This window comes from Allobranchiibius sp. CTAmp26 (genome assembly GCF_017565405.1).
Taxonomy (GTDB): domain Bacteria; phylum Actinomycetota; class Actinomycetes; order Actinomycetales; family Dermatophilaceae; genus Allobranchiibius.
The window spans coordinates 171,113-196,444 of the sequence record NZ_JAGEKR010000010.1 but is presented as its reverse complement, the minus strand read 5'-3'; the positions used below and the strand labels follow the sequence as shown (position 1 = coordinate 196,444).

Sequence of the window (25,332 nt, the reverse complement as noted above, 5' to 3'; positions counted from 1 at the left end):
AAAAGGCAAGGGGCTGGCACGATCAATCGGTGAGCCGCATCGAGGATTACGCGTTACTGGGAGATCTGCAGACCGCTGCCCTGGTCAGTACGACCGGGTCGATCGATTGGTTGTGCCTGCCGGCCTTCGATTCTCCCGCCTGTTTCGCGGCGCTGGTGGACACTCCCGACGCCGGTCACTGGCTTATCGCGCCCGCGACGGGCGGGGTCTGCAGTACCCGCAGGTACGTCGAAGAGACCCTGGTGTTGGAGACCGAGTGGCGCAGCCAGGAGGGGACGGTGCGCGTCATCGACTTCATGCCTCCGCGCGGGCACGCACCCGATGTGGTCCGCATCGTGGAGGGTGTCTCGGGCTCGGTCGCGATGCGGTCCGAGCTGCGGTTGCGGTTCGACTATGGGCGGGTGGTGCCATGGGTCCGCCACCACGGTGACCGGATGGAGGCGATCGCCGGCCCGGACCGGGTTCGGTTGCGCACTCCTGCGCCGACGGTGGGTCGTGACCTGGCCACCGTGTCGGAGTTCACCGTGCGGGCCGGGGACCGGGTGCCGTTCGTGTTGACCTGGAACCCAAGTCACCTTCCCCCACCGAAGACCGTCGACGCCGAGCAGGCCCTGGTCGACACGACGACGTTCTGGTCGGCCTGGGCCGAGCGCGGTACGCCGGTGATCGGTCCGTACCGCAAGGCGATACGCCGATCGCTGCTCACCCTGAAGGCCCTGACCTACCAACCGACCGGTGGGATCGTGGCAGCGGCCACCACCTCACTGCCCGAACAGATCGGGGGTCCGCGCAACTGGGACTACCGCTACTGCTGGTTGCGCGATTCCACGTACACCCTGCAGGCGTTGATCTCCGCCGGGTACCTCGACGAGGCAAGAGCCTGGCGGGAATGGTTGCTCCGCGCGGTGGCGGGCGATCCCGCCGATCTGCAGATCATGTACTCCCTGGATGGCACGCGCCGACTACCCGAAGCAGAACTGGCGTGGCTGGCCGGGTACGAAGGCAGCACGCCCGTTCGTACCGGCAACGCCGCTTCCGACCAGCTGCAGCTCGACGTGTGGGGGGAGACGCTCGACGGTCTCGCGTTGGCCCGCAACGCCGGTCTCGCTGACCAGGACGACGCCTGGGACCTGCAGACCGCGCTGATGGAGCACCTGGAGGGCAACTGGGACCAGCCCGACAACGGTCTCTGGGAGATGCGCGGTGCCCGCCGCCACTTCACCCATTCGAAGGTGATGGCCTGGGTCGCTGCCGACCGGATGGCCACCGCCGTCCGCTCACATCCCGACCTGCACGGACCGGTCGAGAAGTGGGAGGCCCTGCGTGCCACCATCCACGACGACGTCATCGCCCACGGTTTCGACGCCGATCGCAACACCTTCACCCAGTCGTACGGCGCACCCGGCCTGGATGCCAGCCTGCTGATGATTCCCCGTGTCGGATTCCTGCCCCCGAACGACCCTCGGGTGCTGGGCACGATCTCCGCGATCCAGAGCGAACTCACCGAGGATGGGCTGGTCAAGCGCTACAACACCACCGGCTCCGACGATGGACTGACCGGTGGCGAAGGGATGTTCCTGGCCTGCTCGTTCTGGCTCGTCGACGCCCTGCACCTCGCCGGGCGACAGGAACAGGCGACCGCACTCTTCGAGCGGCTCCTTGACCTTCGCAACGACGTCGGCTTGCTCAGCGAGGAGTGGGATCCCGCCACCGGCCGCCAACTCGGCAACACCCCTCAGGCGTTCAGTCATTTCCCGCTCGTCACCAGCGCGCTGCAACTGCACGCCGGCAAAGCCCATCACAGCCAACACCCCATCCGGGGTTCATGACCACTCGAGCCCGCGGGCGTGGCTCACGGACGCCGGGCTCACGGCGTACCGCCCCTCGGCCAAAACGGCCCTGCGGCAGCGGGCCGGTGACAAGTGCGTGGTCGACCACGTGGCCCGTTGCGACGCCGTGCGACCGGCGCGACCGCGCACTTCGATGACCGGTGCCACCCATGGGTGAAGCGATCAACCGGCGACTGCTGGTCCTCACGCCGTCCGGGCGGTTACGGGTCGCCCACGAGGAACTGAGCCCGACCTGACCCGAAGGACCAGTCGGCCCCAGCGTTGGCCGACACCGGCCGCGCTCGGGCGAAGCCGACTTACGCGTCGTCGGTGAGACGCAGTGTCGCGTAGGTGATCGCGCCGTAGACGAGGTGCGGGACCGCGTCCGCGGCCCAGTCCGCGCCCTTCCAGTCGGCCGGATCACTGATCCCGAACAACTTCAGCGGGGCGTCGGACATCGCCATCGCCGCGGCCGAGATCAGCACGATCGCGGCCGCTGCCGGGATCGATCGGCCACGGCTGAGCAGCGCGCGATGCACCGTTCCGGCGACCCCGCCGACGCCCGTGCCGGACAGCGGGCCGAGTCCGGCGAGGCAGTTGTCCCGCTCGTCACCCGTTCCGGGGATGGCGACGCCGGCGCTGCCCGCCGCCGCCTCCACCAGATCCTCGGGTGCCGAACTCGTGCCTCGACCGCGGACAGCCATGTCCAGGTACGTCGTTGCGTTGAGTGCGGTCGTGCCTGCCGCCCCGGCGATCGTGCCGCGTAGGAACCCGTTCGTCATGATGAACTCTTCTTCCGTCGGAGATGATCAGGCCGTGAGCCGGCGGGCGTCGTCGCGACTTGGGTCAGGCCAAGCCGAGCTGGGTCATGATGCCGAGCTCGTCGCTGCTGCCCCACCGTTCGACGAGCTTGCCGTCGGCGAACTTGCTGATCTGGACACCACGTGCCTTGAACGCCTTGCCGGTGGCGCCGTGGCCCTGGAATGGACCGTTGTGTGTCCCGGTCAGCGTGTACGCGAACGCGACCTGGTCGTCGTCGGCGACGAGGGTCTCGACCTCGACATGCAGATCAGGGAACGCGGTCCGCATGTCGGAGAAGAGCGTCTTGAAGCCGTCGGGACCGTTGACCTGGCCGGGTGCGGGGTCATGGTCGACGGCGTCGGGCGCGACGAGCTGGTCGAACGCGTCCAGGTTGCCGGTGTTGACCGCCTCTCCGAAAGCTTCCTGCGAGGCGATGTTGGTCTTCTTGTCGAACACGTGAGTGTCTCCTCGGTGTGTTGATGCCATGGTCCGGACGCATCCGCTACGGCTGCATGCGGTCGGTGGGGCGGACGAGGATCTCGTCGACCGCGACCCGGTCGGGCTGGACAGCGGCGTTGATGACGACCGCTGTGATGGCGTTACCCACCAGCGCCTTTATCGAACCGTGATTCGTCTGGCGGCGTCTTCGCGACTGCCGCGTCGGTGCTGTGATCGACGAGCCCGGACCGTACGCACGGGCCTCGACCAGGGCGCCTCGGCAGGGGTCCGCGCCCGAGACGCAGGCGGGATAACGTCGCGGGCATGACGTTGAATCATGTTCGACGCGGAAGCGGCGCCCCATTGTTGCTCGTGCACGGCCTGGGCGCAGGGGGGCAGTCCTGGGCTCCGATCCTGGACGAACTGGCCGAGCACCGTGAGGTCATCGCCGTCGATCTCCCGGGCTTCGGAGAGACACCACCGCTGACCGGTGAGGTGTCGATCGCCACCCTCACCGACTCCGTCGCGGACTTCATCCGCGAACAGGGGCTGGACGGGGTCTCCACCGTCGGCCAGTCGATGGGCGGCCGAATGGTGCTGGAGCTCGCGCGGCGCGGAGTCGGCGGCGACACCGTGGCGTTGGACCCGGGCGGCTTCTGGAGTGACCGCGAGGTCGCTGTCTTCGGCGCCACGCTGCGACCGTCGATCGCTCTGGTCAAAGTGCTGCGGAACAGGTTGCCAGCACTGCTCGGCACTTCTGCGGGAAGGACCCTTCTGCTGGCGCAGTTGTCTGCGCGGCCGTGGGCGCTCTCGCCCGAGACCGTACTTCCGGACGTGCGCGGGTTGGCCGACTCGCCGTCGACCGGGGCCGCCTTGAACGCCCTGATCAAGGGGCCCAAGCAACAGGGTGCCCCGGCTGGCACCGTGCCCGGCCGGGTCACGATCGGGTGGGGGCGCCGGGACCTGGTGACCGTGCCGGGACAGGCCGCACGTGCCACGGAGCTGTTCCCCGACGCTGTGCTGCACTGGTTCGAGCGGTGCGGTCACTTCCCGCAGTGGGACGCACCCGACGAAGCGGTCCGGCTGATCCTCGACAGCACCGCGTGAGATCGGTTGCCGGCCTCGACCGGTGAGAGCAGCGTTCGCCGTTAAGCGGATCCGCCTACGGCGCCTCGGTTTCGAGCGGCCGGTGACGGCGCCTTGGCCTCCTCCGGATTTGTTCCCGGTTCGGATTCGGACGTGCGGGGGAGGAAGCTCAGTCGCTTGCTTGAAGCCTTCGCGATCGCGTCAATCGACCGCCGTCGCGGTCCTTGTCTCAGACGGGAACGTCAGGCGGTCGAGGAAGTACCGGTCGGTGAAGTCCAGATCGACTCGGATGGTGAGCGCCTCGATCCGGACGCCGGGCACCGGCAAGGTCGCCGGCGCACCGCTGGCCGTGACCGCCGCGTAGATCAGAAATCTGTACCGGATCGGCATGGTGGGGAAGGGTTCTCGGAAGCGAATCTCGATTCTGTCGTGGGACGGTGCGAGCCCCAATGTCCATCTGCCGCTGAATCGGGGTGGGGCGTAGCGCGCGAACCGGATGCTGGTGCCCGGCAGATCCCACGGTCGACGCAGCAATGCCGGGTGCTCGATTCGCAGGCCTTCGGCGTCGAGGTGAAGTCGTCCCGTGCGGCCGATCAGTAATAGCGGCATTGCTGTCGCACCGAACCCGAGGGCCAGAACGGCCAGCACCACCGCGAGAGGATCGACCGGGACATCTGTGGAGACCAGGGCAACGACGAAACCGGCACCTGCCAGGAGGCACAGAACGCCGGTCGTGACCACCACGCCGGCGGTCCAACCGAATCGCGGTCGCAGGATCACCTTGTGCACCCGCACAGTCTCCGGCACCCCGCTGTCGCGACGGGCGTCGTCCATTGCATCGACCTTCGGGTGAGCTCGCACCCTGCCCGCCCACGTCGGCCCGCGACATGATCGATTCATGAACGATCGAGCGGACCACAATGCGAACGGTTCGGGTCCCGTGGGGGTCGATCCGATCGCCGGGGAGCTGGTCACGGAGACCTTCGAGTACGACGGGGGTCGGCAGGTCACGGTGTACCTCCCGCCGGATCCTCCCGAGGCGGTGGTGTTCGCCGGTGACGGGCAGCTGATCTCGCAGTGGGGCGGCTACCTCGAGGCGGCCGATGTGCCGCCCACGATGATCGTCGGCGCGCACCGGGCGGACGATGAGGACGAGATGGCGCGCCTTCGTGAATACTCGCCGCCTTTCGACGCGCAGCGCTTCGCGGCGCACGAGAAGTTCTTCGTGGAGGACATCCGTCGGTGGGTGCGCTCGCGCTTCGGCGTCGCGACGCCGGCTGAGCGCACCGCTGTGTGCGGCGTGTCCGCGAGTGGCGAGTTCTCGATCGCCATGGGGCTTCGTCACGCCGACATCTACGGCGCGGTGTTCTCCGCTTCTCCGGGCGCCGGTTACCGTCCGCCTGCCGTGATGCCGCGTGCCCTGCCACGCACCTACGTCGTCGCCGGGACGCGCGAGCCGTTCTTCCGTGGCAACGCGATCCGTTGGGCGGATGCGTTGCGGGATGCCGGCGCTGACGTCGTGATGACGGAGCGGGCCGGCGGGCATGGCGACCCCTTCTGGGCGGAGGAGTTCCCCCGGATGGTGGCGTGGGCGTTCGGGTCCTGACCCGGCACGGACGAGCCCGGGGCACACCATCGATCGGATTCCTGGCGACCTCGCCCGGGTAGTCGGCGATTCAGCGGGAGGCGCGCGGCGTACGCACGGGAGGCACGTCGCGGCGCAACAGAGGCAGGGCGCGCGCGCTGACGACCGTCGCGAGTACGACGACCGAGGTCGAGCGGCGTACCGCCTCGGACTGGCCGAGCACGAGCAGTGACTGCTGCAGGTCGTCGTTGGACGCGGCGGCGAGCCGGACCACGACGTCGCCGGTGCCGGTGGTCGAGTACGCCTCCAGCACGCCCGGCATCTCCTGCAGCAGCGCGGCCACCGTGTCGAGGTCACCCTGGGCGATCTCCAGAGTGACCATCGCCTGCACCGGATAGCCCGCCGCGACGACGTCGAGCTGCGGGCCGTAGCCCGTCACGACCCCGGACGCGCGCAGCTTGTCCATCCGGGCGCCGACGGTGGCGCGAGTGACCCCGACCAACCGCGACAGCTCCAGGACGCCGATGCGGGGGTGCTCGGTCAGCAGTTCCAGCAGAGTGACGTCGAGGTCGTCCAGGAGCGGGCGGGCATCCGGATGCGCATTCTGCATAGCTGGAGTGTGCAGACAGCGTGCCGATTGCGCAATCGAGGCACCTGCAGACACCTCACTTGCGCACCGCAACACCAAGGCGCTGCAATGGCTGTGACCTGCCACACAGCACGAACCGCACGGAGGCGCGATGACGATCCAGGACACCCTCACCGACCAGGAGCAGCTGGCCGGGCTCAGCCACGAGCAGCTCGAGAAGCTGGTCGGGCTGGTGGATTACGACGCGTCGGCCGACAGCTTCCCCATCGTGGGATGGGACGCGCTGGTGTGGGTGGTCGGCAACGCCACCGCGACGGCGCAGCTGATGCAGGTCGTCTACGGCATGGAGTTGGTCGCCTATGCGGGACCGGAGACAGGGGAACGGTCCAAGACGTCCTTCGTACTGCGTTCGGGCGCGGCGCGTTTCGTGATCGAGGGGTCTGTGCGACCGGGCGGGCCTCTCGTCGATCACCACGCCAAGCACGGTGACGGCATCAGCGACATCGCCCTGCAGGTCACCGACGTCGACCGCTGCATCGAGCACGCGCGCAAGGTCGGCGCGACGATCCTGACCGAGCCGCACGACCTGACCGACGAGCACGGCACGGTGCGGATGGCGTCCATCGCGGCGTACGGCGACACCCGCCACACGCTGGTGGACCGGTCGGCATACACGGGTGTCTACCTTCCCGGCTACGTCGAGCGCACCTCCCAGGTCGTCCACCCGGAGGGATCGCCCAAGCGCCTCTTCCAGGCCGTCGACCACGTGGTCGGCAACGTCGAGCTGGGCGCGATGGACGAGTGGGTCGACTACTACAACCGCGTCATGGGCTTCACCAACATGGCCGAGTTCATCGGCGAGGACATCGCCACCGACTACTCGGCGCTGATGTCCAAGGTGGTCGCCAGCGGCAACCACCGGGTGAAGTTCCCACTCAACGAACCGGCGCCGGGCAAGCGCAAGAGCCAGATCGATGAGTTCCTGGAGTTCTACGACGGCGCGGGCGCCCAGCACATCGCGCTCGCGACCAACGACATCCTGCAGACCGTCGACGTGCTGAGCGCCCGCGGCGTGCAGTTCCTCGCCACCCCCGACACCTATTACGAGGATGCCGAGCTGCGCGAGCGCATCGGGCAGGTGCGGGTGCCGATCGAGGAGCTGCAGAAGCGCGGCATCCTGGTCGACCGCGACGAGGACGGCTACCTGCTGCAGATCTTCACCCGCCCACTCGGCGACCGCCCTACGGTGTTCTTCGAGCTCATCGAGCGGCACGGGTCGCTCGGCTTCGGCAAGGGCAACTTCAAGGCGCTCTTCGAGGCCATCGAGCGCGAGCAGGAACTACGCGGCAACGCCTGATCGCCCGCGGACCGGAGGAGACATGGCCCACTACCGCGCGGCGGGCTCGATCCCGCCCAAGCGCCACACCCAGCACCGGGCACCCGACGGGAGCCTCTACCGCGAGGAGTTGATGGGCGAGGAGGGGTTCAGCTCCGACTCGAGCCTGCTCTACCACGCGGGAGTGCCGTCGTCCCTGGTCGACGTGCGCGCCTGGGAGCTGCCGGATCAGAGCACGACGCCCAACCAGCCGCTGCTGCCCCGGCACCTGAAGCTGCACGATCTTTTCCCCGGTGACGGATGGCGGTCGTTGGACGCGGTGACCGGCCGCCGGCTGGTGCTCGGCAACGGCGACGTACGGATCAGCTACGCCGTGGTGGGGAAGACCTCGCCGCTCTACCGCAACGCGGTCGGCGACGAGTGTGTCTTCGTCGAGGCCGGCACCGCCGTGGTGGAGACGGTCTTCGGCGACCTCACGGTCGGACCCGGCGACTACGTGCTGCTCCCGCGGTCGACCACCCACCGGTGGGTGCCCACGGGCGACGGGCCGCTGCGGCTGTACGCGATCGAGGCGAACGGGCACATCGGGCCGCCGAAGCGGTACCTCTCGAAGTTCGGCCAGTTCCTGGAGCACTCGCCGTACTGCGAGCGCGACCTGCGCCCGCCGACCGAGCCACGGGTCGTCGAGGAGACCGACGTCGAGGTCTACCTCAAGCACCGCGGCGACGGCCCGGGCGGTCTGGCGGGCACCGTGCACGTCGTACCCCAGCACCCGTTCGACGTGGTCGGCTGGGACGGCTGCCTCTACCCGTACGCGTTCAACGTCGCCGACTTCGAGCCGATCACCGGCCGGGTGCACCAGCCCCCGCCGGTGCACCAGGTCTTCGAGGGCTCCGGCTTCGTGATCTGCAACTTCGTGCCGCGCAAGGTCGACTACCACCCGTTGTCGATCCCGGTGCCGTACTACCACTCCAACGTCGACAGCGACGAGATCATGTTCTACGTCGACGGCGACTACGAGGCGCGGAAGGGCAGCGGCATCGGCAAGGGGTCGATCAGCGTGCACCCGGGCGGGCACAGCCACGGGCCGCAGCCGAGCGCCATCGAGGGCAGCCTCGGCATGGAGTACTTCGACGAGCTGGCGGTCATGGTCGACACCTTCCGGCCGCTCGCGCTCGGTGAGGGCGGCACCGCATCCGACGACGGCGCGTACGCATGGTCGTGGTCGGGGCGCGGTCCGAAGGGATGACGTCGTTCGGGTTGCGGACCCTGCCGTACGGATCCTTCTGCACGATCCAGGATCCGCGCCCGCGGGTCGGCGTCGCGGTCGACGACCAGGTGCTGGATCTGACCGCGGCATCGGCGCAGCGTCTCCCGGCGTACGCCGAGGTGTTCGCCGCCGGGACGCTGGACCGGTTCCTTGGGGCCGGCCCGGATGCCTGGGCGACCGTGCGCTCCGCGGTCGAGGGGTGGGTGAATGATCCCCGCATCAGGGCGGCCCTTGGAGAGCACTTCCTCCCGGCGGCCGACGTACGGATGCTCGCGTCGTTCGCCGTCGCCGACTACGTCGACTTCTACGCCAGCGAGCAGCACGCCACCGCGGTCGGGCGCATCTTCCGCCCGGACGGCGACGCGCTGACCCCGAACTGGAAGCACCTGCCGATCGGCTACCACGGACGGGCCGGCACCGTCGTGCCGTCCGGGACGCCGATCGTGCGGCCGTGCGGGCAGCGGCGTACGCCGGAGGGCGAGGTCGTCTTCGGGCCCTCGACCCGCCTCGACATCGAGGCGGAGGTGGGCTTCGTGGTGGGTACGCCGTCCGCGCTCGGCGAGCCGGTGGGCCTGGGCGACTTCGATCAGCACGTCTTCGGGGTCGTGCTGGTCAACGACTGGTCGGCCCGTGACCTGCAGGCCTGGGAGTACGTGCCGCTCGGCCCGTTCCTCGGCAAGTCCTTCGCGACGTCCATCTCGCCATGGGTGGTGCCGTTGGCCGCACTGGAACACGCCCGCACCGCCCCGCCGGCACGCGACGTACCGGTGCTGCCCTACCTCGACGACGCGGACCACCCGCCCTGGGGTCTGGACCTGCAGCTGCAGGTGCGGTTGAACGGAGAGGTGATCAGCGAGCCGCCGTACGCCGGGATGTACTGGACGCCCGCGCAGATGCTGGCGCACCTGAGCGTGAACGGCGCGTCGGTGCGCACCGGCGACCTCTACGCGTCCGGCACCGTGAGCGGGCCCGGCGAGCGGCAGGCCGGGTCGCTGCTCGAACTGTCGAACGGCGGTCGCGAGCCGTTCCCGTTGGAAGACGGCACGACTCGCGCGTTCCTGCAGGACGGCGACGAGGTCGTCATCAGCGCGACGGCACCCGGCGCGGGCGGCACGCGCATCTCGCTGGGCGAGGTGCGCGGCATCGTTCATCCCAGTCGGTCGGTGACGTAGCGCGCCATCTCGGTGGGCAGGGTCGCGTCGTGCGTGTCCGCCGCCAGCCCGCTGACCCGGGCGAGGACGTCGGCGGTAGCCCGCGCCGCGCGCCGAAGATCCACGAGATCCAGCCCTGCGACGGTGGCGTCGATGCCGGACGGCAGGTGGTGCGGGTCCTCGTCCAGCACCTGGGAGAGCCCGTGCCAGGGGTACGTCGCACCGTTGGCCGCCGCCCAGAGCTGCCACACCCGGTGACGCGCCTCGTGCAGGCGGGAATGCGCCTCCCACGCCGACCCTCGCTGCAGGTACTTGTCCAGGTCGGCGAGCGCGGACCAGCCGAGGAACGTCCAGTCATGGATCTGTTCCGCGGTCGCAGTGTCCGCGGGAGGGTACGCCCTCGCCGGCGAGCTGCTCGTCGCGGACGAGACGTACAACGGCACGAAGTCCGGCGCGGAGGCACCCCGGCGCACCTCGGCTTCGGCCATGATCGCCAGATCGAGTTGTGTGCCGTCCCGGAACTGGGCGAAGAGCCGCCGGACGAATCTGTCCGCGGGTCCGACCCTGTCGCGCAGCACGCCCACTGGCGGTTGGCCCTGCGACAGCGCGGCCACGACGGCGTGCTCGACACCCGACACCTCGCGTGCGCCGTCCTCGCCACGGGAGGCATCGACCCCCAGGGCCGCATCGACATCCGACAGGGCATCCCCGGCGCCGCGGCCGAGCGAGCAGCCGACGGACAACGAGGTGATCGACGGCGTCGCCACACAGAGGTCGAGGAGCAGGGTCAGCATCGCCCGCTGCCGGTGCAACTCCTCCGGTAGGTCGCCCAGCCACCGGCGTCCCTGCGATGCGTCCGGATCCTTGTCCAACGTGGTCATCCGAGCGCCTCGCGCAGCGGTCCGCGTAGCCAACGCTCGACCTCGGCGGTGGTCCGGAGCCTGACGATGGCAAGGTCGGGCCGTGCCCCCTCGAGGTCGGGAACGAGGGTCCGGTACTTGCGGCGGATGCGCACCGCCCAGCGGACGATGTGCTCGGGGTCGTGCAGGATCGTGCGCAACGGTGGTTCGACGTTGCCGTTCCACAGCTCTTCTCGCTGCAGCCGGCGTCGCAGCGTGCGACGGACGACGCGCGGCAGGGTGACCCGGGTGAACGGCAGGTCGAGCCAGATCAGCAGATCCGCGTGCTCGGCGAGCAGGGGTCGCGCCTCGCCGTACTGCCACTCGGTGATCCAGCAGGGTCCTGCGACGAGTGCGCTCACCTCGGCCATGAACTGCGGGCGCGGCGTCCAGTCGGGCCCGTGGAAGAGCGAGTCGATCTCGGTGTGCGGTACGCCGGTCGCCTGGGCCACCCGCCCGGCGAGCGTGGTCTTACCGGTGCCGGACACTCCGGCGACCAGGATGCGCCGAGGTCGCCGGGGCAACGGATCTTCGGCGCGCAACACGGATCGACCCTACGCATGACGTCTACGCGCGGGGGGTCCGTCACTGGGATCGGTCAGAGTGCGCGGCGCTGGGCGACCAGCGGACACACGAACGGGTCCGACCCGCGTACACCGACGGTGTTGAGGTGCCCGATGACGTGCCGGTACGCCGTCCACAGATCGGTCTGGGTGTAGGGGATGCCCTCGGCGGCGCAGTGCGCGGCCACGAGGGGCTGGATCTTGCGCAGGTGCGGCCGGGCGATCGACGGGAAGAGGTGGTGCTCGATCTGGTAGTTCAGCCCGCCCATCGCGATCGAGACCGCGGGACCGCCCCGGATGTTGCGGCTGACCAGCACCTGACGCTGCAGGAAGTCCAACTTGAGCCGGGCGGACACCAGCGGCATCCCGATGTGGTTGGGCGCGAAGGACGCACCCATGTAGACGCCGAAGACGGCCAGCTGCAGCGCCAGGCAGGCCAGCGCCTTGCCGGGCGACAGCACCCAGAAGAAGAGCGCGGGCAGCAGGGGGAGGCGGATCGTTAGGAACGCCACCTCCGTCCAGCGTCGTTCCACCCTGTCGCGGGAGGCCACCCGGCGGATGCCGCTCCAATGCAGGGACAACCCCTCGAGCAGGGTCAGCGGGAAGAAGTACCACCCCTGGTGGTCGACCAACCAGCGAATGACGCGAGGCCGCGGGCGGGTGGCCGCGTCGGGCGTCAGCGCCAGACTGCCCAGGGCCAGATCGGGGTCGTAGCCCTCTTTGTTGGGGTTGGCGTGGTGGCGGTTGTGCTTGCCGCGCCACCAGCCGTGGCTGATCCCGACGAGCAGGTCGGCCACGATGAGACTGACCCAGTCGTTCCACCGGCCGGACTTGAAGATCTGCCGATGCGCGGCATCGTGGCCGAGGAACGCGATCTGGGTGAGGATGACGGCCAGGACGCCGGCCCAGGCGAGCTGCCACCAGCTGTCGCCGATCCACACGAACGCCGCGACCCATGCGGCCAGCACGACGACGGCACCGACCAGCTTGCTCCAGTAGTAGCCGTAGCGGCGGCGCATCAGACCCAGATCGGTGACCTGGCGGGCCAGCGCGGTGAACGAGCTGGTGCCGCTCGCCGTCGCGGGTGGCGGCGGGGGCAGGGTGCTGACGGCGTCGGAGGAGCCAGGCATGTCGTGACTTTCCGGGGCCGGCTGGGAGCGCGGCGACCCTTCACGTATAGCCATGCCGGGCCGGGTGTCGCTGGGTTCAGCGAGGGAGATGGCGACCGTAGAGGACCACACAGATCGAGCTGTGATGACAGGGAGATCCGGGTCCGGGGAGGCGCCCACTACCTCGAATCGTACCCGTCGACGACCGGGTCTCTCGTACGTCGGTGTGCCCCGCGTCACGGGGCGCGAAAAGGGTTTGCGGAGTGCAGAACCGGGGTGGCACGGTCGCCGCATGACGAGCGAGCCCGTGGTGGCCGACCTGCCCGACACACGGTCCGACGGTCCGATGACCGGCGCCGAACGCGTCGTGCTGGAGCACTGGCTGGAGCTCTATCGCGAGACGGTCCTGCTGAAGATCGCGGGCCTGGACGCCGAGCAGCTCTGCCGCCGTTCGGTGCCGCCGTCCGGGATGAGTCTGCTCGGGGTCGTCCGGCATCTGACCGAGGTGGAGGCCTACTGGCTGCGGGTCGTGCTGCGGGACGAGCAGGACGTGCCCGACTACTACTGCACCGAGCAGAGTCCGGACGGCGACTTCGACGACGTCGACCCGGCGACCGCGCAGGCCGACGTCGCGGCGTACCGCATGGAGGTCGAACGGTGCCGGGCGAACGTCTCCGACTGGACCGATCTCGGCGCACCGGTCCGTGGGCTGCGGCGCGGGCAGCAGGTCAACCTGCGCTGGATCCTCGTGCACCTCGTCGAGGAGTACGCGCGGCACCTGGGCCACGTGGACCTGTTACGGGAGACGGTCGACGGCCGCACCGGCTACTGACCCGGCGGTCGCGGGTCAGGCGGGTCAGATGCCGAGGTAGCGACCGGGCCGGTGGTTGAGCGCGAGCACCAGGTTGAGCAGCACCGCGCCGGCGACGGACAGCAGCACGATGTGCACGGGGACGACGGTGAGCGAGATCGAGATGATGCACAGGTCCGAGGTCATCTGCACGTAGCCGGCCCGTACACCGGTGCGCTCCTGCACGATCAGCGCCACCGTGTTGAGTCCGCCGAGGCTCGCGTCGTGACGGAACACGATGAGCATCCCGATGCCGGCCAGCAGGTTGCCGAGCAGGACGGCGTACACCGGGTTGAGGTGGGTGGTCTGGATGAAGTGCGGGTGCAGGTAGGCGAGCGACGACACCGCCGCGACGGCGACCAGGGTGCGCGCGGTGAAGGTCGGCCCCTTCTTGAAGTAGGCCAGCACGAGGAACGGCAGGTTGACCACGAAGAAGACACCGCCGAACGCCAGGTGCGTGGCGTAGCTGAGCAGCAGCGCGATCCCCGCCGTGCCTCCGGTCACCGCGTGCCCGGACTTCAGCAGGAAGAGTCCGAGCGACGCGACGATCGCACCGGTCGCCATCCCGAAGACGTCCTCGAACACCGAGTGCGGCTGCCCAGCGGACACAGCGGACACGGCAGACACAGTGCTCGCCTCGGGCGCCGGGTCCGTCGGGCGCTTGGTCGGGGTGGCCGTGGTGGCGGTCACGTCGGGTCTCCTAGTCGGGCTGGTCGACTGCGCATGTCGCGGCCTGGATTCGCTCGAAAGGGGGCTCCGACATGCGCAGTCGGCGGAAAACTGGGGGTGGTGAGCCACACGATGCGGCACCCGCGGCTCGCCACGCAACTCGGCGCGTCCGCCCCAGGATCGTGGGTGAGGATGTCGGTATGACGAGCGAGCGGCGGGGTGCCCGCGCGACGGTCGCCGCACTGTGGCGTGGGCCACTCGACGTGCCGGCCACCCCCTACCCACCCCGCACGCTGATCAGCGAGACGGCGTTCGTCCTGTTGCTCAGTCTCGGCGCCTCGGCGATCTACTCGATCCTGTCGATCATCAAGTCGTTGCAAAGCACCGTGTCGCTCGGTCACCAGACCTCGACACTCAACGCCTCGCAGGCGCAGCAGTCCTGGCTCGACCTCGTCTACCAGGTCGTCGGCATCGGGCTGGGGGTCGTGCCGGCGTTGCTCGCGATCCACCTGATCGGTCGCGAAATACGCTCCGGCACAGCATATTTCGGCCTCGACCGCACCCGGCTTCCCAGCGACCTCGGACTGGGTGCGCTGCTCGCCGCCTGCATCGGCATCCCGGGTCTGGTGCTGTACGTCGTGGCGCGCGACCTCGGCGCCAACACCACCGTCGTGGCCTCGGCGCTGGGGCAGCACTGGTGGACCGTGCCGGTCCTGATCGCCTCGGCGATCCAGAACGCGGTGCTCGAGGAAGTGGTGATGGTGGGCTATCTCTTCACCCGCTGGACCCAGGCCGGCTGGCGGGTGTGGATCGTCGTTCTCGGTTCCGCCCTGATCCGCGGGAGCTACCACCTCTACCAGGGCTTCGGCGGATTCGCCGGCAACATTGTGATGGGTCTCATACTCGGCACCGTCTATCTGAGGACCCGGCGGGTACTACCGCTGATCATCACTCACGCCATCCTGGATATCGTCTCGTTCGTGGGTTATTCGTTACTGCACGACCACATCGGCTGGCTCCGGTGACGGCGGGCACTGCTTTCCAGGAACTGGTCGCCGACGGCGTCACCGCGAGTGTCGACGGGGTGAGCATGCTTCCGGAGACCTCCCTGACGGTGCGGCCGGGGGAGAACGTCGTCATCACCGGCCCCAACGGCGCCGGCAAGACGACGTTCCTGCGCATCCTGACCGGCAACATGCTGCCCACGGCGGGCACGATCACCCTCGACGGCACCCGCGTCGACGAGCGCGACCGCACCATCCGCCGGGTCATCGCGCCGCTCATCGGGCCGATCGCCGGATACCGCGACCTCACCGTCGGCGACCATCTGATCCTGGTCGACCAGACGTGGGGCGGCGACCGCGACGGCGCCGCCGAGCGGATCATCGCGGTGCTCGAACGCCTCGACATCTACGACTTCCGGGACCGCTACCTGTCCCAGTTGTCCTCCGGGCAGCGGCAGTTGGTGGAGCTGTCCATCGTCCTGCTGCGCCCGAGCGCGCTGCTCGTGCTGGACGAACCCGAACAGCGTCTCGACACCGGCCGCCGCGAACTGCTGTCGGACGTGCTGCGCGAGCGGGTCGATGCGGCGTCGTCCGTGGTGTGGGTCTGCCACGACCAGGAGCTCGCCGAGCGCACGGCGACCCGCATCGAACGCTTCCCCCAACACTCGTGAGCGTGTCGCCGCAGGCACCGACCGACGACCACCGGCTCGCCGAGGCCTACCACCTGCGCTACCGCGGCGAGGGGACCCAGCTGCGTTCGGCGCTCTTCACGGCGTACGTGGTGGGGCTCTTCGGCGTCGTGTACGGCGTGCTGGCCTCGCACTACGTCTTCCAGACATGGCCCGCCGCCCGGCACCGGGTGCAGGACCATCCGCTGCTGTGCGCCCTGGCTGCTGTGCTGCTCGTGGCGGTGGTGGCGCTGCTCGCGGGCCGCGCCGGGAGGCGCCGAGGTCCGGTCGTCCCCGAGCCCGGGCATCTGGAGTTCGTGAGCGCGACCGACCTGCCGCGCGCACTCACCCTGCGCGACGCCTGGCGCAGCACCTGTGTCGTGGTGGCGGCCGGCCTGCTGGGGCTGGGCATCGCCGTCCCCGGCGGTCTCGTGATGGCCGGCGGCTCCGGATGGGCTCTCGTCTTCGGCCTCCTGCTCGCCCTGGTCGGCGCGCCCGCATTGCTCTACGCGTGGCTGCGCGGCGAGGCGGCGGGCCACGCCGGCGGCTCGTCGGCGGCCGCGTTGCTCGACTCGCTGCCGATGAGCCTGCTGCGCACCCAGTCCCTGATGAGCGACAGCGTCAGTTCGGCACTGGTCGCGGGAGACACCCGTCGGGCCCGCGCCCAGGCGTTCAACCTGCGCCTGCGTCATACCCCCTTGCGGATCAAGGCGCTGGGTCGGTGGGGTACGACGGTCGGTGCGGACATCGCCGGCCTGCGGCGGCTCGGCTGGGTGTCGCTCGGGTGGCTGGTCGTGCAGATCGCCGCGGTGGTCCTGGCCGCGATCGCGCCGGTGGTGCACAGCCGCTCGCCGCTCGTGCTCCCGGTGGTCCTCGTCCTCGCGCACCTCACCACCTCGGGGCTGACCCGAGGCCTGCAGCACCACGCCGGCACCGCCGGCGAGCCCTCCATCCTCGGCATCCCGTGGCAGGCCGAGACGGTGCTGCACCTGGCGCCGGTCGTCGCCCTGCAGTTCGTCGTCGCCCTCGTGGCCGCGGTGGCGACCGGCGTCGCCGTACCCCTCGCTCTGACCCACGCGGCCGCGCTCGCGCTAGCGCTGGGGGCCGGCCAGCTCCTCTACGTGCACAAGGGCCCGCCGCCGCTCGCGCTGATGGGCAGCGGCGGCGGTCGAGGAGTCGGGCTGCTGTGGGTGGCGCACCCGACGATGGCGGTCGCTCTCGTCGCGCTGGCCGGTGTGCTCGGCCCGTCCGAAGCGCTGCTCGCGGCGCTCCTGCTCACCTCCCTCGCGTGGAGCCGGACGTCGTCGCAGTTCACACCGGCCCGTCCGCGCTGACCGGGGCGAGATCGCAGAGCCGATCATCGGCATGTCGATCCGCCGTAAGCGTCTCGGGCTGGATAGCTGCTCTATAAGCTGAGCCGATGACGAATGTGGACGACACGGGCGCCAGGCTGTTGCTGGCGGTCGCCCGCCTCAACCGCTGGGCCACGCGGCACGCGGACTTCGACACGCCGCCGGCACAGGCCCGACTGCTGTCGCTCGTGGAGGAGATCGGCCCCGCACGGATCGGCGACCTCGCCGCCGCCGATCACTGCAGCCAGCCGACCATGACCACCCAGGTGCAGCGCGTCGAGGCGGCCGGATGGGTGCGGCGTCGTTCGGACCCGAACGACGCCCGGGTGGCGCTGATCGACGTCACCTCCGCCGGCCGGGCCGTTCTCAACAAGGTGCGGACGGCGCGCCGGGCGACGCTGGCACCGGTCTTCGACACGCTCACCGACGCCGAGCGGGACTCGGTGGCCCAGGCCACCGCGCTGATCGAGCGCATCATCGCCCGGTCGGAGGAAAAGGCGGACTGACCGCCGTACCGGGTTGCCGGAGGATCAGCCCGCACGCTAACGTATAGAAAAACTATGCATTTGACGAGGACGGCGATGCACGCGAAATCTCCTGAGAGCGGCGACTCCGGCATGTTCCACCAGCCCAAGGCGGTGTACGCCGTAGCGTTCGCCTGCGTGGTGTCCTTCATGGGCATCGGTCTGGTCGACCCGATCCTGCCGGCGATCTCCAGCCAGCTGCACGCGACGCCCAGCCAGACCACCCTTCTCTTCACCAGCTATCTGGTGGTCACCGCCGTCGCGATGCTGGTCACCAACGCCGTGTCCAGCACGATCGGGGCGAAGAAGACCCTCATCGCGGGCCTGGCGCTGATCGTGGTCTTCGCCGCGCTCGCGGGCTCGGCCGGGTCGATCGGCGGGATCGTCGGCTTCCGTGCCGGGTGGGGCCTCGGCAACGCACTCTTCATCGCGACCTCCCTGGCCGTGATCGTGTCGTCCGCCACGGGCGGGTTCGCCGGCGCGATCATCCTCTACGAGACCGCCCTGGGTGTCGGCATCGCGGTCGGTCCGCTGCTCGGCGGACTGCTCGGCACGTGGAGCTGGCGCGGTCCCTTCTTCGGCGTCTCCGTGCTGATGGCGATCGCGCTCGTGGCAACGGTGCTCTTCCTGCCGGACACCCCGAAACCGCAGCACCGCACCTCGATCACTGCTCCGCTGGCCGCGCTGCGGCACCGCGGGCTGCTGACGATGGGTCTGGCGGCGCTCTTCTACAACTGGGCCTTCTTCACGATGCTCGGGTATGCGCCGTTCCCGATGCACCTGTCCGCGATCAAGCTGGGGCTGGTCTTCTTCGCCTGGGGTGTCCTCGTGGCCCTCTTCGCGGTGTTCGGCGCCCCGAATCTGCAGCGTCGCTTCGGCACCGCTCCCACCTTGTACGTCGCGCTCGGGCTCTTCGCGGTCGATCTCGCCGTGATCGCGATCTGGCCGACGAACCGCACCGTGCTGATCGCGGCCGTCGTCACCGCCGGCATCTTCATCGGGATCAACAACACGCTGACCACCCAGGCCGTGATGGTGATCTCGCCGGTCGAGCGACCCGTCGCGTCCGCGGCGTACGGATTCGTCCGCTTCATCGGCGGCGGCCTGGCGCCGTTCGCCGCGGGCAAGCTGGTCGAGCACTTCAACCTGCACGTTCCGTTCGCGCTCGCGGCGGTCGCCGCGTTGATCGCGGCGGCGTTGTTGTCCACCGCGCACCGGACGCTGGCCGCCGCGGATCGCGGGATGGACGAGGACGGACACCGCCACGCGGAGGACGACGCGCAGGTCGCGGGCGAGGTCGGCGACGAGCTCGGCGGCGCGGCCGGTGCGCTGGACGACGTCGAGCGCGAGCACGAGCGGACGATCCGCGGCTGAGCCAGGTCCACAGCGGGGGTAGGGGCGCGCTCGCAGGAGCGCGCACCTACTCCCGCTGTTCGCGACTTCCCCTTCCGTACGTCGCAGGCGCGCGTATCGTCGAATGGTCCCTTCCGCCACCGAGCACCCGTCGGAGGACGTCGTGACCGATCAGGAGACCGTCGAGACCGTCGACCGGACGCACCCGCCCGCGGCGGCGCCGCCGACCGTGGGACGCGCCGAGTTCGACACCGCACTCGCCGCGCAGGTCGCGCTCGAGAAGGAGGTCACCCGGCACGACGACCGGGTGTCCGCCGCGCGGCGCCGGCTGCCGATGGTGCAGGTCGAGGACTACGTGTTCGCCGGCCGGTGCGGCCCGGTGCGCCTGGTGGAGCTGTTCGGCGACCGGCTGTTGCTCCTGGTCCAGCACGTGATGTTCGACCCCGAATGGGAGCAGGGCTGCCCCAGCTGCACCTGGGCGGTCGACAACCTGCCGTCGAACATGGGCCGGCTCACCGACGAGGGCATCTCGTTCGCGATGGTGTCGCAGGCGCCGATCGAGAAGCTCCAGGGGTGGGCGAAGGAGCGTGGCTGGGACCACCGGTGGGTCTCCTCGTACAAGACGACCTACCACTACGACTGGGGCTGGACGCAGACCGACGACACCGGCACCGAGGGCCAGCTGCCCGGGTACTCCTACTACCTGTTGCGCGACGGCATCCCGTATCTGACGTACATGACCACCGCCCGGGGCACCGAGGCGATCCTGCCGGTCGCGCACATCATGGACCGGACCTGCTACGGACGCCGGCAGGACTGGGAGGACAGCCCGGTGGGGTGGCCCCAGGAGCCGACGTACGGCTGACTTCGTCGTCCTCCCGCGGTCGTCGGACGGGGTGGCTAGTGTCGTCGCCAGGGCGTGCCCGACGGTCCGCCACCGCCGGCCCGAGGAGATGACGTGCCCGAACTGCCCGAGGTGCAGGGGCTCACCGACTTCCTGCGCGCCCGCGTGGTCGATCTCGCGGTGACCGGTGTCGAGGTCGGCTCCTTCAGCGTGATGAAGACGTTCGACCCACCACCCCAGGCCTTGCAGGGATTGCTGGTGACCGGTGTGGAGCGACACGGCAAGTTCATCGACATCGACGCCGACGGGATCCACCTGATCTTCCATCTGGCGCGCGCGGGCTGGCTGCGTTGGTCCGAGCAGTCGCCCGCGACGATGCTGCGGCCGGGCAAGTCCCCGATCGCCCTGCGCGTCCGGTTCTCCGACGGCGCGGGTTTCGACCTCACCGAGGCCGGCACGCAGAAACGCCTCGCCGCGTACGTCGTCCGCTCGCCGCAGGACGTGCCCGGCATCGCCTCGCTCGGCCCCGACCCGTTGCACGAGACCTTCACCCGCGAGGTGTTCGCCGGGATCCTGGACGGGCGGCGCACCCAGATCAAGGGCCTGCTGCGCGACCAGTCCGTCATCGCCGGGGTGGGCAACGCCTACTCCGACGAGGTGCTGCACGCCGCCAAGCTGTCGCCGTACGCCGTCGCGGGCTCGCTGTCGGAGGCGCAGGTCTCGGTGTTGTACGACGCCTTGGAACAGATCCTGCGCACGGCGGTGGCGACGGCCTCCGGCAAACCCGCGAAGGACCTCAAGGACGCCAAGCGGGCAGGCATGCGGGTGCACGGCCGCACCGGCGAGGCCTGTCCGGTGTGTGGCGACGTGGTCAGGGAGGTGTCGTTCGCCGACCGGTCGATGCAGTACTGCGCGACCTGTCAGACCGGCGGCAAGGTGCTCGCGGACCGCCGGATGTCGCGGCTGCTCAAGTGACGCGTGCGCCGGGAACGACGGCGCGGGGGGCTCTCGCGCCAGTAGGGTCGGCTACCCGAGCCTGACGGAGGAATCATGAATCCGAACGTCCGCAGTGGACTCATCGCCGGCGTGATCGCCGGGGTCATCTACGCCGTGATCGCCATCGCGACCGGCGGCAGCGTCGGTGCGGCGATCGGCGTCGGGCTGGTCTTCTTCGTGGTGGTCGCGATCATCACGTTCGTCGTCGCCACCCTGATCGGTCGGACGATCGCCAAGAACCGCACCTGACCCGGTCGGGCAGCTCCCGGACGACACCTGCGCGCAGGTCAGATCACGCGCGGCTCGCCGGAATCGGCGGTCAGCGGCTTGCCCGCGGACGCCCAGGCACGCATGCCGCCTTCGAGGTTGGCGACGTCGAACCCCTGCTGGCTGAGCCATGCCACGGCCTGCGAGGAGCGACCGCCCGAGCGGCAGACGACCGGCAGGGTGGTGTCGTCGGACGGAAGATCATCGAGGCGGGTCGGCAGGTCTCCGAGCGGGATGTGCACCGCGCCGGGGGCGTGGCCGGCGTCCCACTCGTCCTGCTCGCGGACGTCGAGGACGACCGCGTCGTCGGACAGTTGCTGCGGGGTGGTCGATTCACTCATTCGGAGATTGTCCCGCATGCCCGCAACGGGGCACCCGGCGCCGGGAGCGTCATACCCTGCGCTGGTGAAGGTCCTGTCCATCCAGTCCTCGGTCGCCTACGGGTACGCCGGCAACAGCTCCGCCGTCTTCCCGTTGCAGCGTCTCGGGCATGAGGTGTGGCCGGTGCACACCGTGCACTTCTCCAACCACACGGGGTACGGCGAGTGGCGCGGCATCGTCCTGGAGCCGCAGACGGTGGCCGACGTCATCACCGGCATCGAGGAACGCGGGGTGCTGCCCGAGTGCGACGCCGTGCTGTCGGGCTACCAGGGCGCCCCGGCCGTCGCGGAAGTGGTCCTCGACGCGGTGGCCCGGGTGAAGTCGGCCAACCCGGCGGCGGTTTACTGCGCCGACCCGGTGATGGGGGACGTCGGGCGCGGCTTCTACGTGCAGGCGGGGATCCCGGAGTTGATGCGCGACCGCATCGTGCCCGCGGCGGACATCCTCACGCCCAACCAGTTCGAGCTGGAGTACCTGACCGGCAGCTCGATCCGTTCGGTCGCCGATCTGCTCGCGGCCGTGGAGACACTGCGCAGACAGGGTCCGGACACGGTCCTGGTCACGTCCGTGCAGACGGACCAGACGCCGGCCGACTCGGTGCAGATGGTGGCGGTGGGTCGTGCGGGTGCCTTCCAGGTGACCACCCCGCTCATGCCGCTGCACGTCAGCGGGTGCGGCGACGCGACCGCGGCCATCTTCTTGGCGCGGGTGATGACCGAGGGGGTCGCCCACGCCTTGTCCACCACCGCCGACTCCGTCTTCGCGATCATCGAGGCGACCCACGCGGCCGGCACCCGCGAACTGCAGTTGATCGGCGCCCAGGAGGCGATCGCGCACCCCGGCGGCCGGTTCGAGGCGCGCCCTCTCTGAGCCGGTCGGCCCCGGTGGAAAAGGACAACCGCAATGTCCTTTCAAACGTCTAAGCTGTGTGGTACCGGGGGATCCCGGACATACAGCTACGAGGCGTTGGCCGCGGCCTGGCTCGGCGTACTCCTTCTGCACCTGGGGAATCATGACTGCCATCGATCGACGTACCCTCCTCGCCACCACGGTCGGCACCTCCGCCCTCGCGATCGCCGGTGGGGCGGCGATCGCGGCACCCGCCGGGGCGGCGACCACCACCACCCGACCGGTGCTGAAGATGGGGTCGTCCGGCAACTGGGTGCTGGCGGCACAGCACGCCATGTGGAACACCGGCTACTGGTGCGGCGCGATGGACGGCCAGTTCGGGTTCGTCGTCCAGCAGGCGGTGTGGGCCGTGCAGAAGGCCAACGGGATCAGTCGCACCGGCATCATCGACGCCGCTACCTGGACCGCCATCGACGGCAAGTACCGCCCGACGCCGCGCTACTCCGGCAACCACATCGAGATCGACAAGACTCGTCAGCTGTTGCTCGTCGCGCGTGGCGGACGTAGCGCGATCACTCTGAACACCTCCACCGGCTCCGGCCGGACGTTCAACTACATGGGCCACCCGGCCATCGCGCGTACCCCGTCCGGCAACTTCAAGATCTACCGCAAGACCACGACGGGTTGGGTCTACGGTCCGCTCGGCGGGTTGTACAAGCCCTTCTACTTCGTGGGCGGCATCGCCGTGCACGGTTCGCCGAGCATCCCGCCGTACCCCGACTCGCACGGGTGCTGCCGGGTCTCCACGGCGGCCCAGGACTACCTCATCTCCGGCGGCGGTCTGCAGATGAGCGAACAGGTCTACGTCTACTGAGGGATCCGCATGAGAAGGCCCGACGGCGTCGACCGTCGGGCCTTCTCGTCGCGTGAGCTCGGCTCGGTCAGGTGTTGGTCGAGCCCGGCAGCGGCAGCCCGTCGAGACGGCGGGTCATTGCCACGTCATCGCGGTCCCCGAAACTGAACCGCAACCCGCCGGGCATCCTCCCGGTCTCGACGTAGCCGCAGCGTTCGTAGAACGCGCCTAGCCCCGTGCCGCCGCGGTAGTCGATCTGCACCAGCTCGCGTCCGTGCTTACGGGCCCGGGCGTGCAACGCGCTCATCAGCAGCCGTCCGAGATTCACTCCCCGCTGGTCGGGGTCGGTCATCACCCGCATCAGGGAGCACCGGTGGCGCATCGCGAAATGCGATGCCAGCACCACGAAGCCGAACCCGAGCAGCGGCCCGGTCGCCGGGGGGTCGTCCTGCCCGCGGGTCGTCGGAGCGTGCAACCGCACCAGCGTCGTGTGCGGATCCGTCAGGTGCCGGTCGAGCGCCTCGGCGACCGCCTCGCGAGGAGCACGAGGCTCGAAACCGACGGCGCCGCCGCTGTCGTTGACCCGGCACCACAGGTCGAGTAGCTCGTCGTACGCGCTGTCGCCGGCATGGACCGGACCGACCCGAGCGAAGGGTGAGCGCAGGAAGCGCGGGGCGGGCAGGTCGCCTGGATCCTGCGGTGCCCGTCGCGGTCCGAGGTCGACGAGGCCTGCGGCCCGCGCGACCTTCAGCGACGGTCCGTTGGTCGGCGCGATCCGCGCGACGACCGAACGATCGGGCCACCACTCGGCGGCGTATGCCGTTGCAGCGGTGGCGATCTCGCGGGCGAACCCCTGACCACGGGCCGAGGGGTCGAGACGGTAGTAGAGGTTGAGGTGGTCGCGACCCTCGTGCTGCAACGGGTCGACCCCGCCGATGCCGACCGGGAGGCCGTCACGCTCTGCGATCCAGTAGCCCACGCCGACACTGCCCCACCGCGCGGCCCACGACCGCAACCGGGCGGTCGCGGTCGCGGTGTCGCGGTAGGGCCGCTCGTACATCAGCTCGTATCCGCGAGGGTCGGTGTGCCACCTCAGGATCCGCGGATCCAGCGCGTCGTCGTCCGTCATCGGTCGCAGGCGCAGATGCGCGGTCGTGACGGTGCGGGGCGGACGGTGGCCGGGCGGCATACCGGAAACGTAACCCCCGGGTGCGACAGCGTCGCACCGCCGCCGACGGGTGTCGGCGCCATGGGTGACAATCATCAGGGGCGGTTCACGACGACCGGCATCGCCCACGGACGGCCGCCACGGAAGGCTCCCCACATGACCACGACGACCACGCAGATCGCCGCGCGCGCTGTCGATCTGGTCAAGACCTACGGGAGCGGCGGCACCACGGTGCAGGCGTTGAACGGCGTCAACGTCGAACTGGTACGGGGTGAGTTCACCGCGATCATGGGGCCGTCCGGCTCGGGCAAGTCGACGTTGATGCACTGTCTGGCCGGCCTCGACTCGGTCTCGTCCGGGTCGGTGAGCATCGGCGACGCGGAGCTGTCGGGACTCTCGGACAACAAGATGACCGCGCTTCGACGAGACCGGATCGGCTTCGTCTTCCAGTCCTTCAACCTCGTGCCGACGCTCACCGCCCTGGAGAACATCACCCTGCCGATGGACCTCGCCGGGAGGAAGCCGGACCGGGAGTGGCTCGACACCGTCGTCGACACCCTCGGCATCCGCGATCGGCTGGGACACCGTCCGAGCGAGCTCTCCGGTGGTCAGCAGCAGCGGGTGGCGTGCGCCCGGGCCCTCGCCTCCCAGCCCGACATCGTCTTCGGCGACGAGCCGACCGGCAACCTGGACTCCCGCTCCTCCGCGGAGGTGCTGGGCATCCTGCGCAGCTCCGTCGACCGCCTCGGGCAGACGGTGGTAGTTGTCACCCACGACCCGCGCGCCGCGGCGTACGCCGATCGGGTGCTCTTCCTCGCCGACGGCGACATCGTCAACGAGATGCGCGACCCGACCGAGGCGCGGGTGCTGGACCTGATGAAGAACATGGAGGACTGAC

General features: G+C 69.7%; 28 protein-coding genes. 18 read left to right on the top strand and 10 right to left on the bottom strand.

All coding sequences use genetic code 11. The features are described 5' to 3' along the window. The first annotated feature begins 29 nt into the window (after window positions 1–29). On the top strand, window positions 30–1,829 hold the full coding sequence (locus J4030_RS07385) for a glycoside hydrolase family 15 protein (protein WP_208048568.1): 1,800 nt from the start codon (window positions 30–32) through the stop codon (window positions 1,827–1,829). A gap of 317 nt (window positions 1,830–2,146) precedes the next feature. Here the strand turns inward: J4030_RS07385 and J4030_RS07380 are convergent, their stop codons facing one another. Beyond that, complete coding sequence (locus tag J4030_RS07380; protein WP_208048567.1) at window positions 2,147–2,611, bottom strand: hypothetical protein; 465 nt, start codon at window positions 2,609–2,611, stop codon at window positions 2,147–2,149. A gap of 64 nt (window positions 2,612–2,675) precedes the next feature. Next, on the bottom strand, window positions 2,676–3,086 hold the full coding sequence (locus tag J4030_RS07375) for an ester cyclase (protein WP_208048566.1): 411 nt from the start codon (window positions 3,084–3,086) through the stop codon (window positions 2,676–2,678). A 306-nt stretch (window positions 3,087–3,392) separates the two neighbouring features. Here J4030_RS07375 and J4030_RS07370 point away from each other — a divergent pair, with 306 nt between their 5' ends. After that, window positions 3,393–4,175: an alpha/beta fold hydrolase gene (locus J4030_RS07370; protein WP_208048565.1), complete on the top strand. Its 783-nt coding sequence runs from the start codon at window positions 3,393–3,395 to the stop codon at window positions 4,173–4,175. 180 nt (window positions 4,176–4,355) lie between these two features. On the opposite strand, the gene J4030_RS07365 is transcribed toward J4030_RS07370, so the two are convergent. Next, a complete protein-coding gene (locus J4030_RS07365; protein ID WP_208048564.1) occupies window positions 4,356–4,988 on the bottom strand; it encodes a hypothetical protein in 633 nt (210 codons plus the stop codon). Between the two features lie 64 nt (window positions 4,989–5,052). Here J4030_RS07365 and J4030_RS07360 point away from each other — a divergent pair, with 64 nt between their 5' ends. After that, entirely contained in the window at window positions 5,053–5,760 is a 708-nt protein-coding gene (locus tag J4030_RS07360) for an esterase family protein (RefSeq protein ID WP_208048563.1), read from the top strand. Window positions 5,761–5,830: 70 nt separating this feature from the next. Here the strand turns inward: J4030_RS07360 and J4030_RS07355 are convergent, their stop codons facing one another. Then, a complete protein-coding gene (locus tag J4030_RS07355) occupies window positions 5,831–6,349 on the bottom strand; it encodes an Lrp/AsnC family transcriptional regulator (protein WP_208048562.1) in 519 nt (172 codons plus the stop codon). A 130-nt stretch (window positions 6,350–6,479) separates the two neighbouring features. Between J4030_RS07355 and hppD the strand changes: the two genes are divergently transcribed. From hppD to fahA, 3 genes are read left to right on the top strand one after another with little or no spacing between them, the layout of a single operon-like run. Beyond that, on the top strand, window positions 6,480–7,685 hold the full coding sequence (gene hppD / locus J4030_RS07350; protein WP_208048561.1) for a 4-hydroxyphenylpyruvate dioxygenase: 1,206 nt from the start codon (window positions 6,480–6,482) through the stop codon (window positions 7,683–7,685). A 22-nt stretch (window positions 7,686–7,707) separates the two neighbouring features. Then, window positions 7,708–8,913: a homogentisate 1,2-dioxygenase gene (locus J4030_RS07345; protein WP_208048560.1), complete on the top strand. Its 1,206-nt coding sequence runs from the start codon at window positions 7,708–7,710 to the stop codon at window positions 8,911–8,913. Then, complete coding sequence (gene fahA / locus J4030_RS07340; protein WP_243762993.1) at window positions 8,910–10,106, top strand: fumarylacetoacetase; 1,197 nt, start codon at window positions 8,910–8,912, stop codon at window positions 10,104–10,106. The genes J4030_RS07345 and fahA overlap by 4 nt, the downstream gene beginning before the upstream one ends. Here fahA and J4030_RS07335 read toward each other — a convergent pair. The 3 genes from J4030_RS07335 to J4030_RS07325 are packed head-to-tail and all read right to left on the bottom strand — an operon-like array spanning window position 10,082 to window position 12,677. Continuing rightward, window positions 10,082–10,966 carry a hypothetical protein gene (locus J4030_RS07335; protein ID WP_208048558.1) on the bottom strand — a complete coding sequence of 295 codons (885 nt, stop codon included), beginning with the start codon at window positions 10,964–10,966 and terminating at the stop codon, window positions 10,082–10,084. The two genes, fahA and J4030_RS07335, sit on opposite strands and share 25 nt — an antisense overlap. Continuing rightward, a complete protein-coding gene (locus J4030_RS07330; protein ID WP_208048557.1) occupies window positions 10,963–11,529 on the bottom strand; it encodes an AAA family ATPase in 567 nt (188 codons plus the stop codon). The genes J4030_RS07335 and J4030_RS07330 overlap by 4 nt, the downstream gene beginning before the upstream one ends. Window positions 11,530–11,582: 53 nt before the next feature. Then, the gene (locus J4030_RS07325; protein ID WP_208048556.1) at window positions 11,583–12,677 is read right to left on the bottom strand and encodes an acyl-CoA desaturase; all 1,095 of its coding nucleotides are present in this window, start codon (window positions 12,675–12,677) and stop codon (window positions 11,583–11,585) included. A 271-nt stretch (window positions 12,678–12,948) separates the two neighbouring features. On the opposite strand from J4030_RS07325, the gene J4030_RS07320 reads away from it, so the two are divergent. Further along, window positions 12,949–13,488 carry a DinB family protein gene (locus tag J4030_RS07320; protein ID WP_208048555.1) on the top strand — a complete coding sequence of 180 codons (540 nt, stop codon included), beginning with the start codon at window positions 12,949–12,951 and terminating at the stop codon, window positions 13,486–13,488. Window positions 13,489–13,512: 24 nt separating this feature from the next. On the opposite strand, the gene J4030_RS07315 is transcribed toward J4030_RS07320, so the two are convergent. After that, entirely contained in the window at window positions 13,513–14,196 is a 684-nt protein-coding gene (locus J4030_RS07315) for a YitT family protein (RefSeq protein ID WP_208048554.1), read from the bottom strand. Window positions 14,197–14,375: 179 nt separating this feature from the next. Between J4030_RS07315 and J4030_RS07310 the strand changes: the two genes are divergently transcribed. From J4030_RS07310 to J4030_RS07275, 8 genes are all read left to right on the top strand, one after another. Then, a complete protein-coding gene (locus J4030_RS07310; protein WP_208048553.1) occupies window positions 14,376–15,200 on the top strand; it encodes a CPBP family intramembrane glutamic endopeptidase in 825 nt (274 codons plus the stop codon). Then, window positions 15,197–15,850: an ABC transporter ATP-binding protein gene (locus J4030_RS07305; protein ID WP_307864605.1), complete on the top strand. Its 654-nt coding sequence runs from the start codon at window positions 15,197–15,199 to the stop codon at window positions 15,848–15,850. The genes J4030_RS07310 and J4030_RS07305 overlap by 4 nt, the downstream gene beginning before the upstream one ends. 2 nt (window positions 15,851–15,852) lie before the next feature. After that, the gene (locus J4030_RS07300; protein WP_208048552.1) at window positions 15,853–17,181 is read left to right on the top strand and encodes a hypothetical protein; all 1,329 of its coding nucleotides are present in this window, start codon (window positions 15,853–15,855) and stop codon (window positions 17,179–17,181) included. Between the two features lie 86 nt (window positions 17,182–17,267). Continuing rightward, window positions 17,268–17,705 (top strand): MarR family winged helix-turn-helix transcriptional regulator, encoded by a 438-nt coding sequence (locus tag J4030_RS07295; protein WP_208048551.1) that lies wholly within the window; start codon window positions 17,268–17,270, stop codon window positions 17,703–17,705. 54 nt (window positions 17,706–17,759) lie between these two features. Then, window positions 17,760–19,097: an MFS transporter gene (locus tag J4030_RS07290; RefSeq protein ID WP_243762992.1), complete on the top strand. Its 1,338-nt coding sequence runs from the start codon at window positions 17,760–17,762 to the stop codon at window positions 19,095–19,097. Window positions 19,098–19,239: 142 nt separating this feature from the next. After that, entirely contained in the window at window positions 19,240–19,941 is a 702-nt protein-coding gene (locus J4030_RS07285) for a DUF899 family protein (RefSeq protein ID WP_307864604.1), read from the top strand. 93 nt (window positions 19,942–20,034) lie between these two features. Continuing rightward, window positions 20,035–20,895 (top strand): Fpg/Nei family DNA glycosylase, encoded by an 861-nt coding sequence (locus J4030_RS07280; protein ID WP_208048549.1) that lies wholly within the window; start codon window positions 20,035–20,037, stop codon window positions 20,893–20,895. Between the two features lie 75 nt (window positions 20,896–20,970). Then, window positions 20,971–21,165 carry a hypothetical protein gene (locus J4030_RS07275; protein ID WP_208048548.1) on the top strand — a complete coding sequence of 65 codons (195 nt, stop codon included), beginning with the start codon at window positions 20,971–20,973 and terminating at the stop codon, window positions 21,163–21,165. Between the two features lie 38 nt (window positions 21,166–21,203). Here J4030_RS07275 and J4030_RS07270 read toward each other — a convergent pair whose 3' ends face one another. After that, entirely contained in the window at window positions 21,204–21,524 is a 321-nt protein-coding gene (locus J4030_RS07270; protein WP_208048547.1) for a rhodanese-like domain-containing protein, read from the bottom strand. Between the two features lie 64 nt (window positions 21,525–21,588). On the opposite strand from J4030_RS07270, the gene pdxY reads away from it, so the two are divergent. Both pdxY and J4030_RS07260 read left to right on the top strand, forming a co-directional pair. Then, window positions 21,589–22,434: a pyridoxal kinase PdxY gene (gene pdxY / locus J4030_RS07265; RefSeq protein WP_208048546.1), complete on the top strand. Its 846-nt coding sequence runs from the start codon at window positions 21,589–21,591 to the stop codon at window positions 22,432–22,434. A gap of 142 nt (window positions 22,435–22,576) precedes the next feature. Next, window positions 22,577–23,287, top strand: a complete 711-nt coding sequence (locus J4030_RS07260) for a L,D-transpeptidase family protein (protein ID WP_208048545.1) — start codon at window positions 22,577–22,579, stop codon at window positions 23,285–23,287. Window positions 23,288–23,354: 67 nt separating this feature from the next. On the opposite strand, the gene J4030_RS07255 is transcribed toward J4030_RS07260, so the two are convergent. Then, window positions 23,355–24,455 (bottom strand): GNAT family N-acetyltransferase, encoded by a 1,101-nt coding sequence (locus tag J4030_RS07255; protein ID WP_208048544.1) that lies wholly within the window; start codon window positions 24,453–24,455, stop codon window positions 23,355–23,357. A 135-nt stretch (window positions 24,456–24,590) separates the two neighbouring features. Between J4030_RS07255 and J4030_RS07250 the strand changes: the two genes are divergently transcribed. Further along, window positions 24,591–25,331, top strand: a complete 741-nt coding sequence (locus tag J4030_RS07250; protein ID WP_208048543.1) for an ABC transporter ATP-binding protein — start codon at window positions 24,591–24,593, stop codon at window positions 25,329–25,331. The last annotated feature ends 1 nt before the right edge of the window (window position 25,332 follow it).

Excerpts from the sequence above, each read along its gene's own strand:
- J4030_RS07380 (WP_208048567.1), bottom strand. The coding sequence starts at position 2,611 with ATGACGAACGGGTTCCTACGCGGCACGATCGCCGGGGCGGCAGGCACG.
- J4030_RS07370 (WP_208048565.1), top strand. The coding sequence starts at position 3,393 with ATGACGTTGAATCATGTTCGACGCGGAAGCGGCGCCCCATTGTTGCTC.
- J4030_RS07365 (WP_208048564.1), bottom strand. The coding sequence starts at position 4,988 with ATGGACGACGCCCGTCGCGACAGCGGGGTGCCGGAGACTGTGCGGGTG.
- J4030_RS07360 (WP_208048563.1), top strand. The coding sequence starts at position 5,053 with ATGAACGATCGAGCGGACCACAATGCGAACGGTTCGGGTCCCGTGGGG.
- J4030_RS07355 (WP_208048562.1), bottom strand. The coding sequence starts at position 6,349 with ATGCAGAATGCGCATCCGGATGCCCGCCCGCTCCTGGACGACCTCGAC.
- hppD (WP_208048561.1), top strand. The coding sequence starts at position 6,480 with ATGACGATCCAGGACACCCTCACCGACCAGGAGCAGCTGGCCGGGCTC.
- J4030_RS07345 (WP_208048560.1), top strand. The coding sequence starts at position 7,708 with ATGGCCCACTACCGCGCGGCGGGCTCGATCCCGCCCAAGCGCCACACC.
- fahA (WP_243762993.1), top strand. The coding sequence starts at position 8,910 with ATGACGTCGTTCGGGTTGCGGACCCTGCCGTACGGATCCTTCTGCACG.
- J4030_RS07335 (WP_208048558.1), bottom strand. The coding sequence starts at position 10,966 with ATGACCACGTTGGACAAGGATCCGGACGCATCGCAGGGACGCCGGTGG.
- J4030_RS07325 (WP_208048556.1), bottom strand. The coding sequence starts at position 12,677 with ATGCCTGGCTCCTCCGACGCCGTCAGCACCCTGCCCCCGCCGCCACCC.
- J4030_RS07320 (WP_208048555.1), top strand. The coding sequence starts at position 12,949 with ATGACGAGCGAGCCCGTGGTGGCCGACCTGCCCGACACACGGTCCGAC.
- J4030_RS07310 (WP_208048553.1), top strand. The coding sequence starts at position 14,376 with ATGACGAGCGAGCGGCGGGGTGCCCGCGCGACGGTCGCCGCACTGTGG.
- J4030_RS07295 (WP_208048551.1), top strand. The coding sequence starts at position 17,268 with ATGACGAATGTGGACGACACGGGCGCCAGGCTGTTGCTGGCGGTCGCC.
- J4030_RS07290 (WP_243762992.1), top strand. The coding sequence starts at position 17,760 with ATGCATTTGACGAGGACGGCGATGCACGCGAAATCTCCTGAGAGCGGC.
- J4030_RS07275 (WP_208048548.1), top strand. The coding sequence starts at position 20,971 with ATGAATCCGAACGTCCGCAGTGGACTCATCGCCGGCGTGATCGCCGGG.
- J4030_RS07270 (WP_208048547.1), bottom strand. The coding sequence starts at position 21,524 with ATGAGTGAATCGACCACCCCGCAGCAACTGTCCGACGACGCGGTCGTC.
- J4030_RS07260 (WP_208048545.1), top strand. The coding sequence starts at position 22,577 with ATGACTGCCATCGATCGACGTACCCTCCTCGCCACCACGGTCGGCACC.
- J4030_RS07255 (WP_208048544.1), bottom strand. The coding sequence starts at position 24,455 with ATGCCGCCCGGCCACCGTCCGCCCCGCACCGTCACGACCGCGCATCTG.
- J4030_RS07250 (WP_208048543.1), top strand. The coding sequence starts at position 24,591 with ATGACCACGACGACCACGCAGATCGCCGCGCGCGCTGTCGATCTGGTC.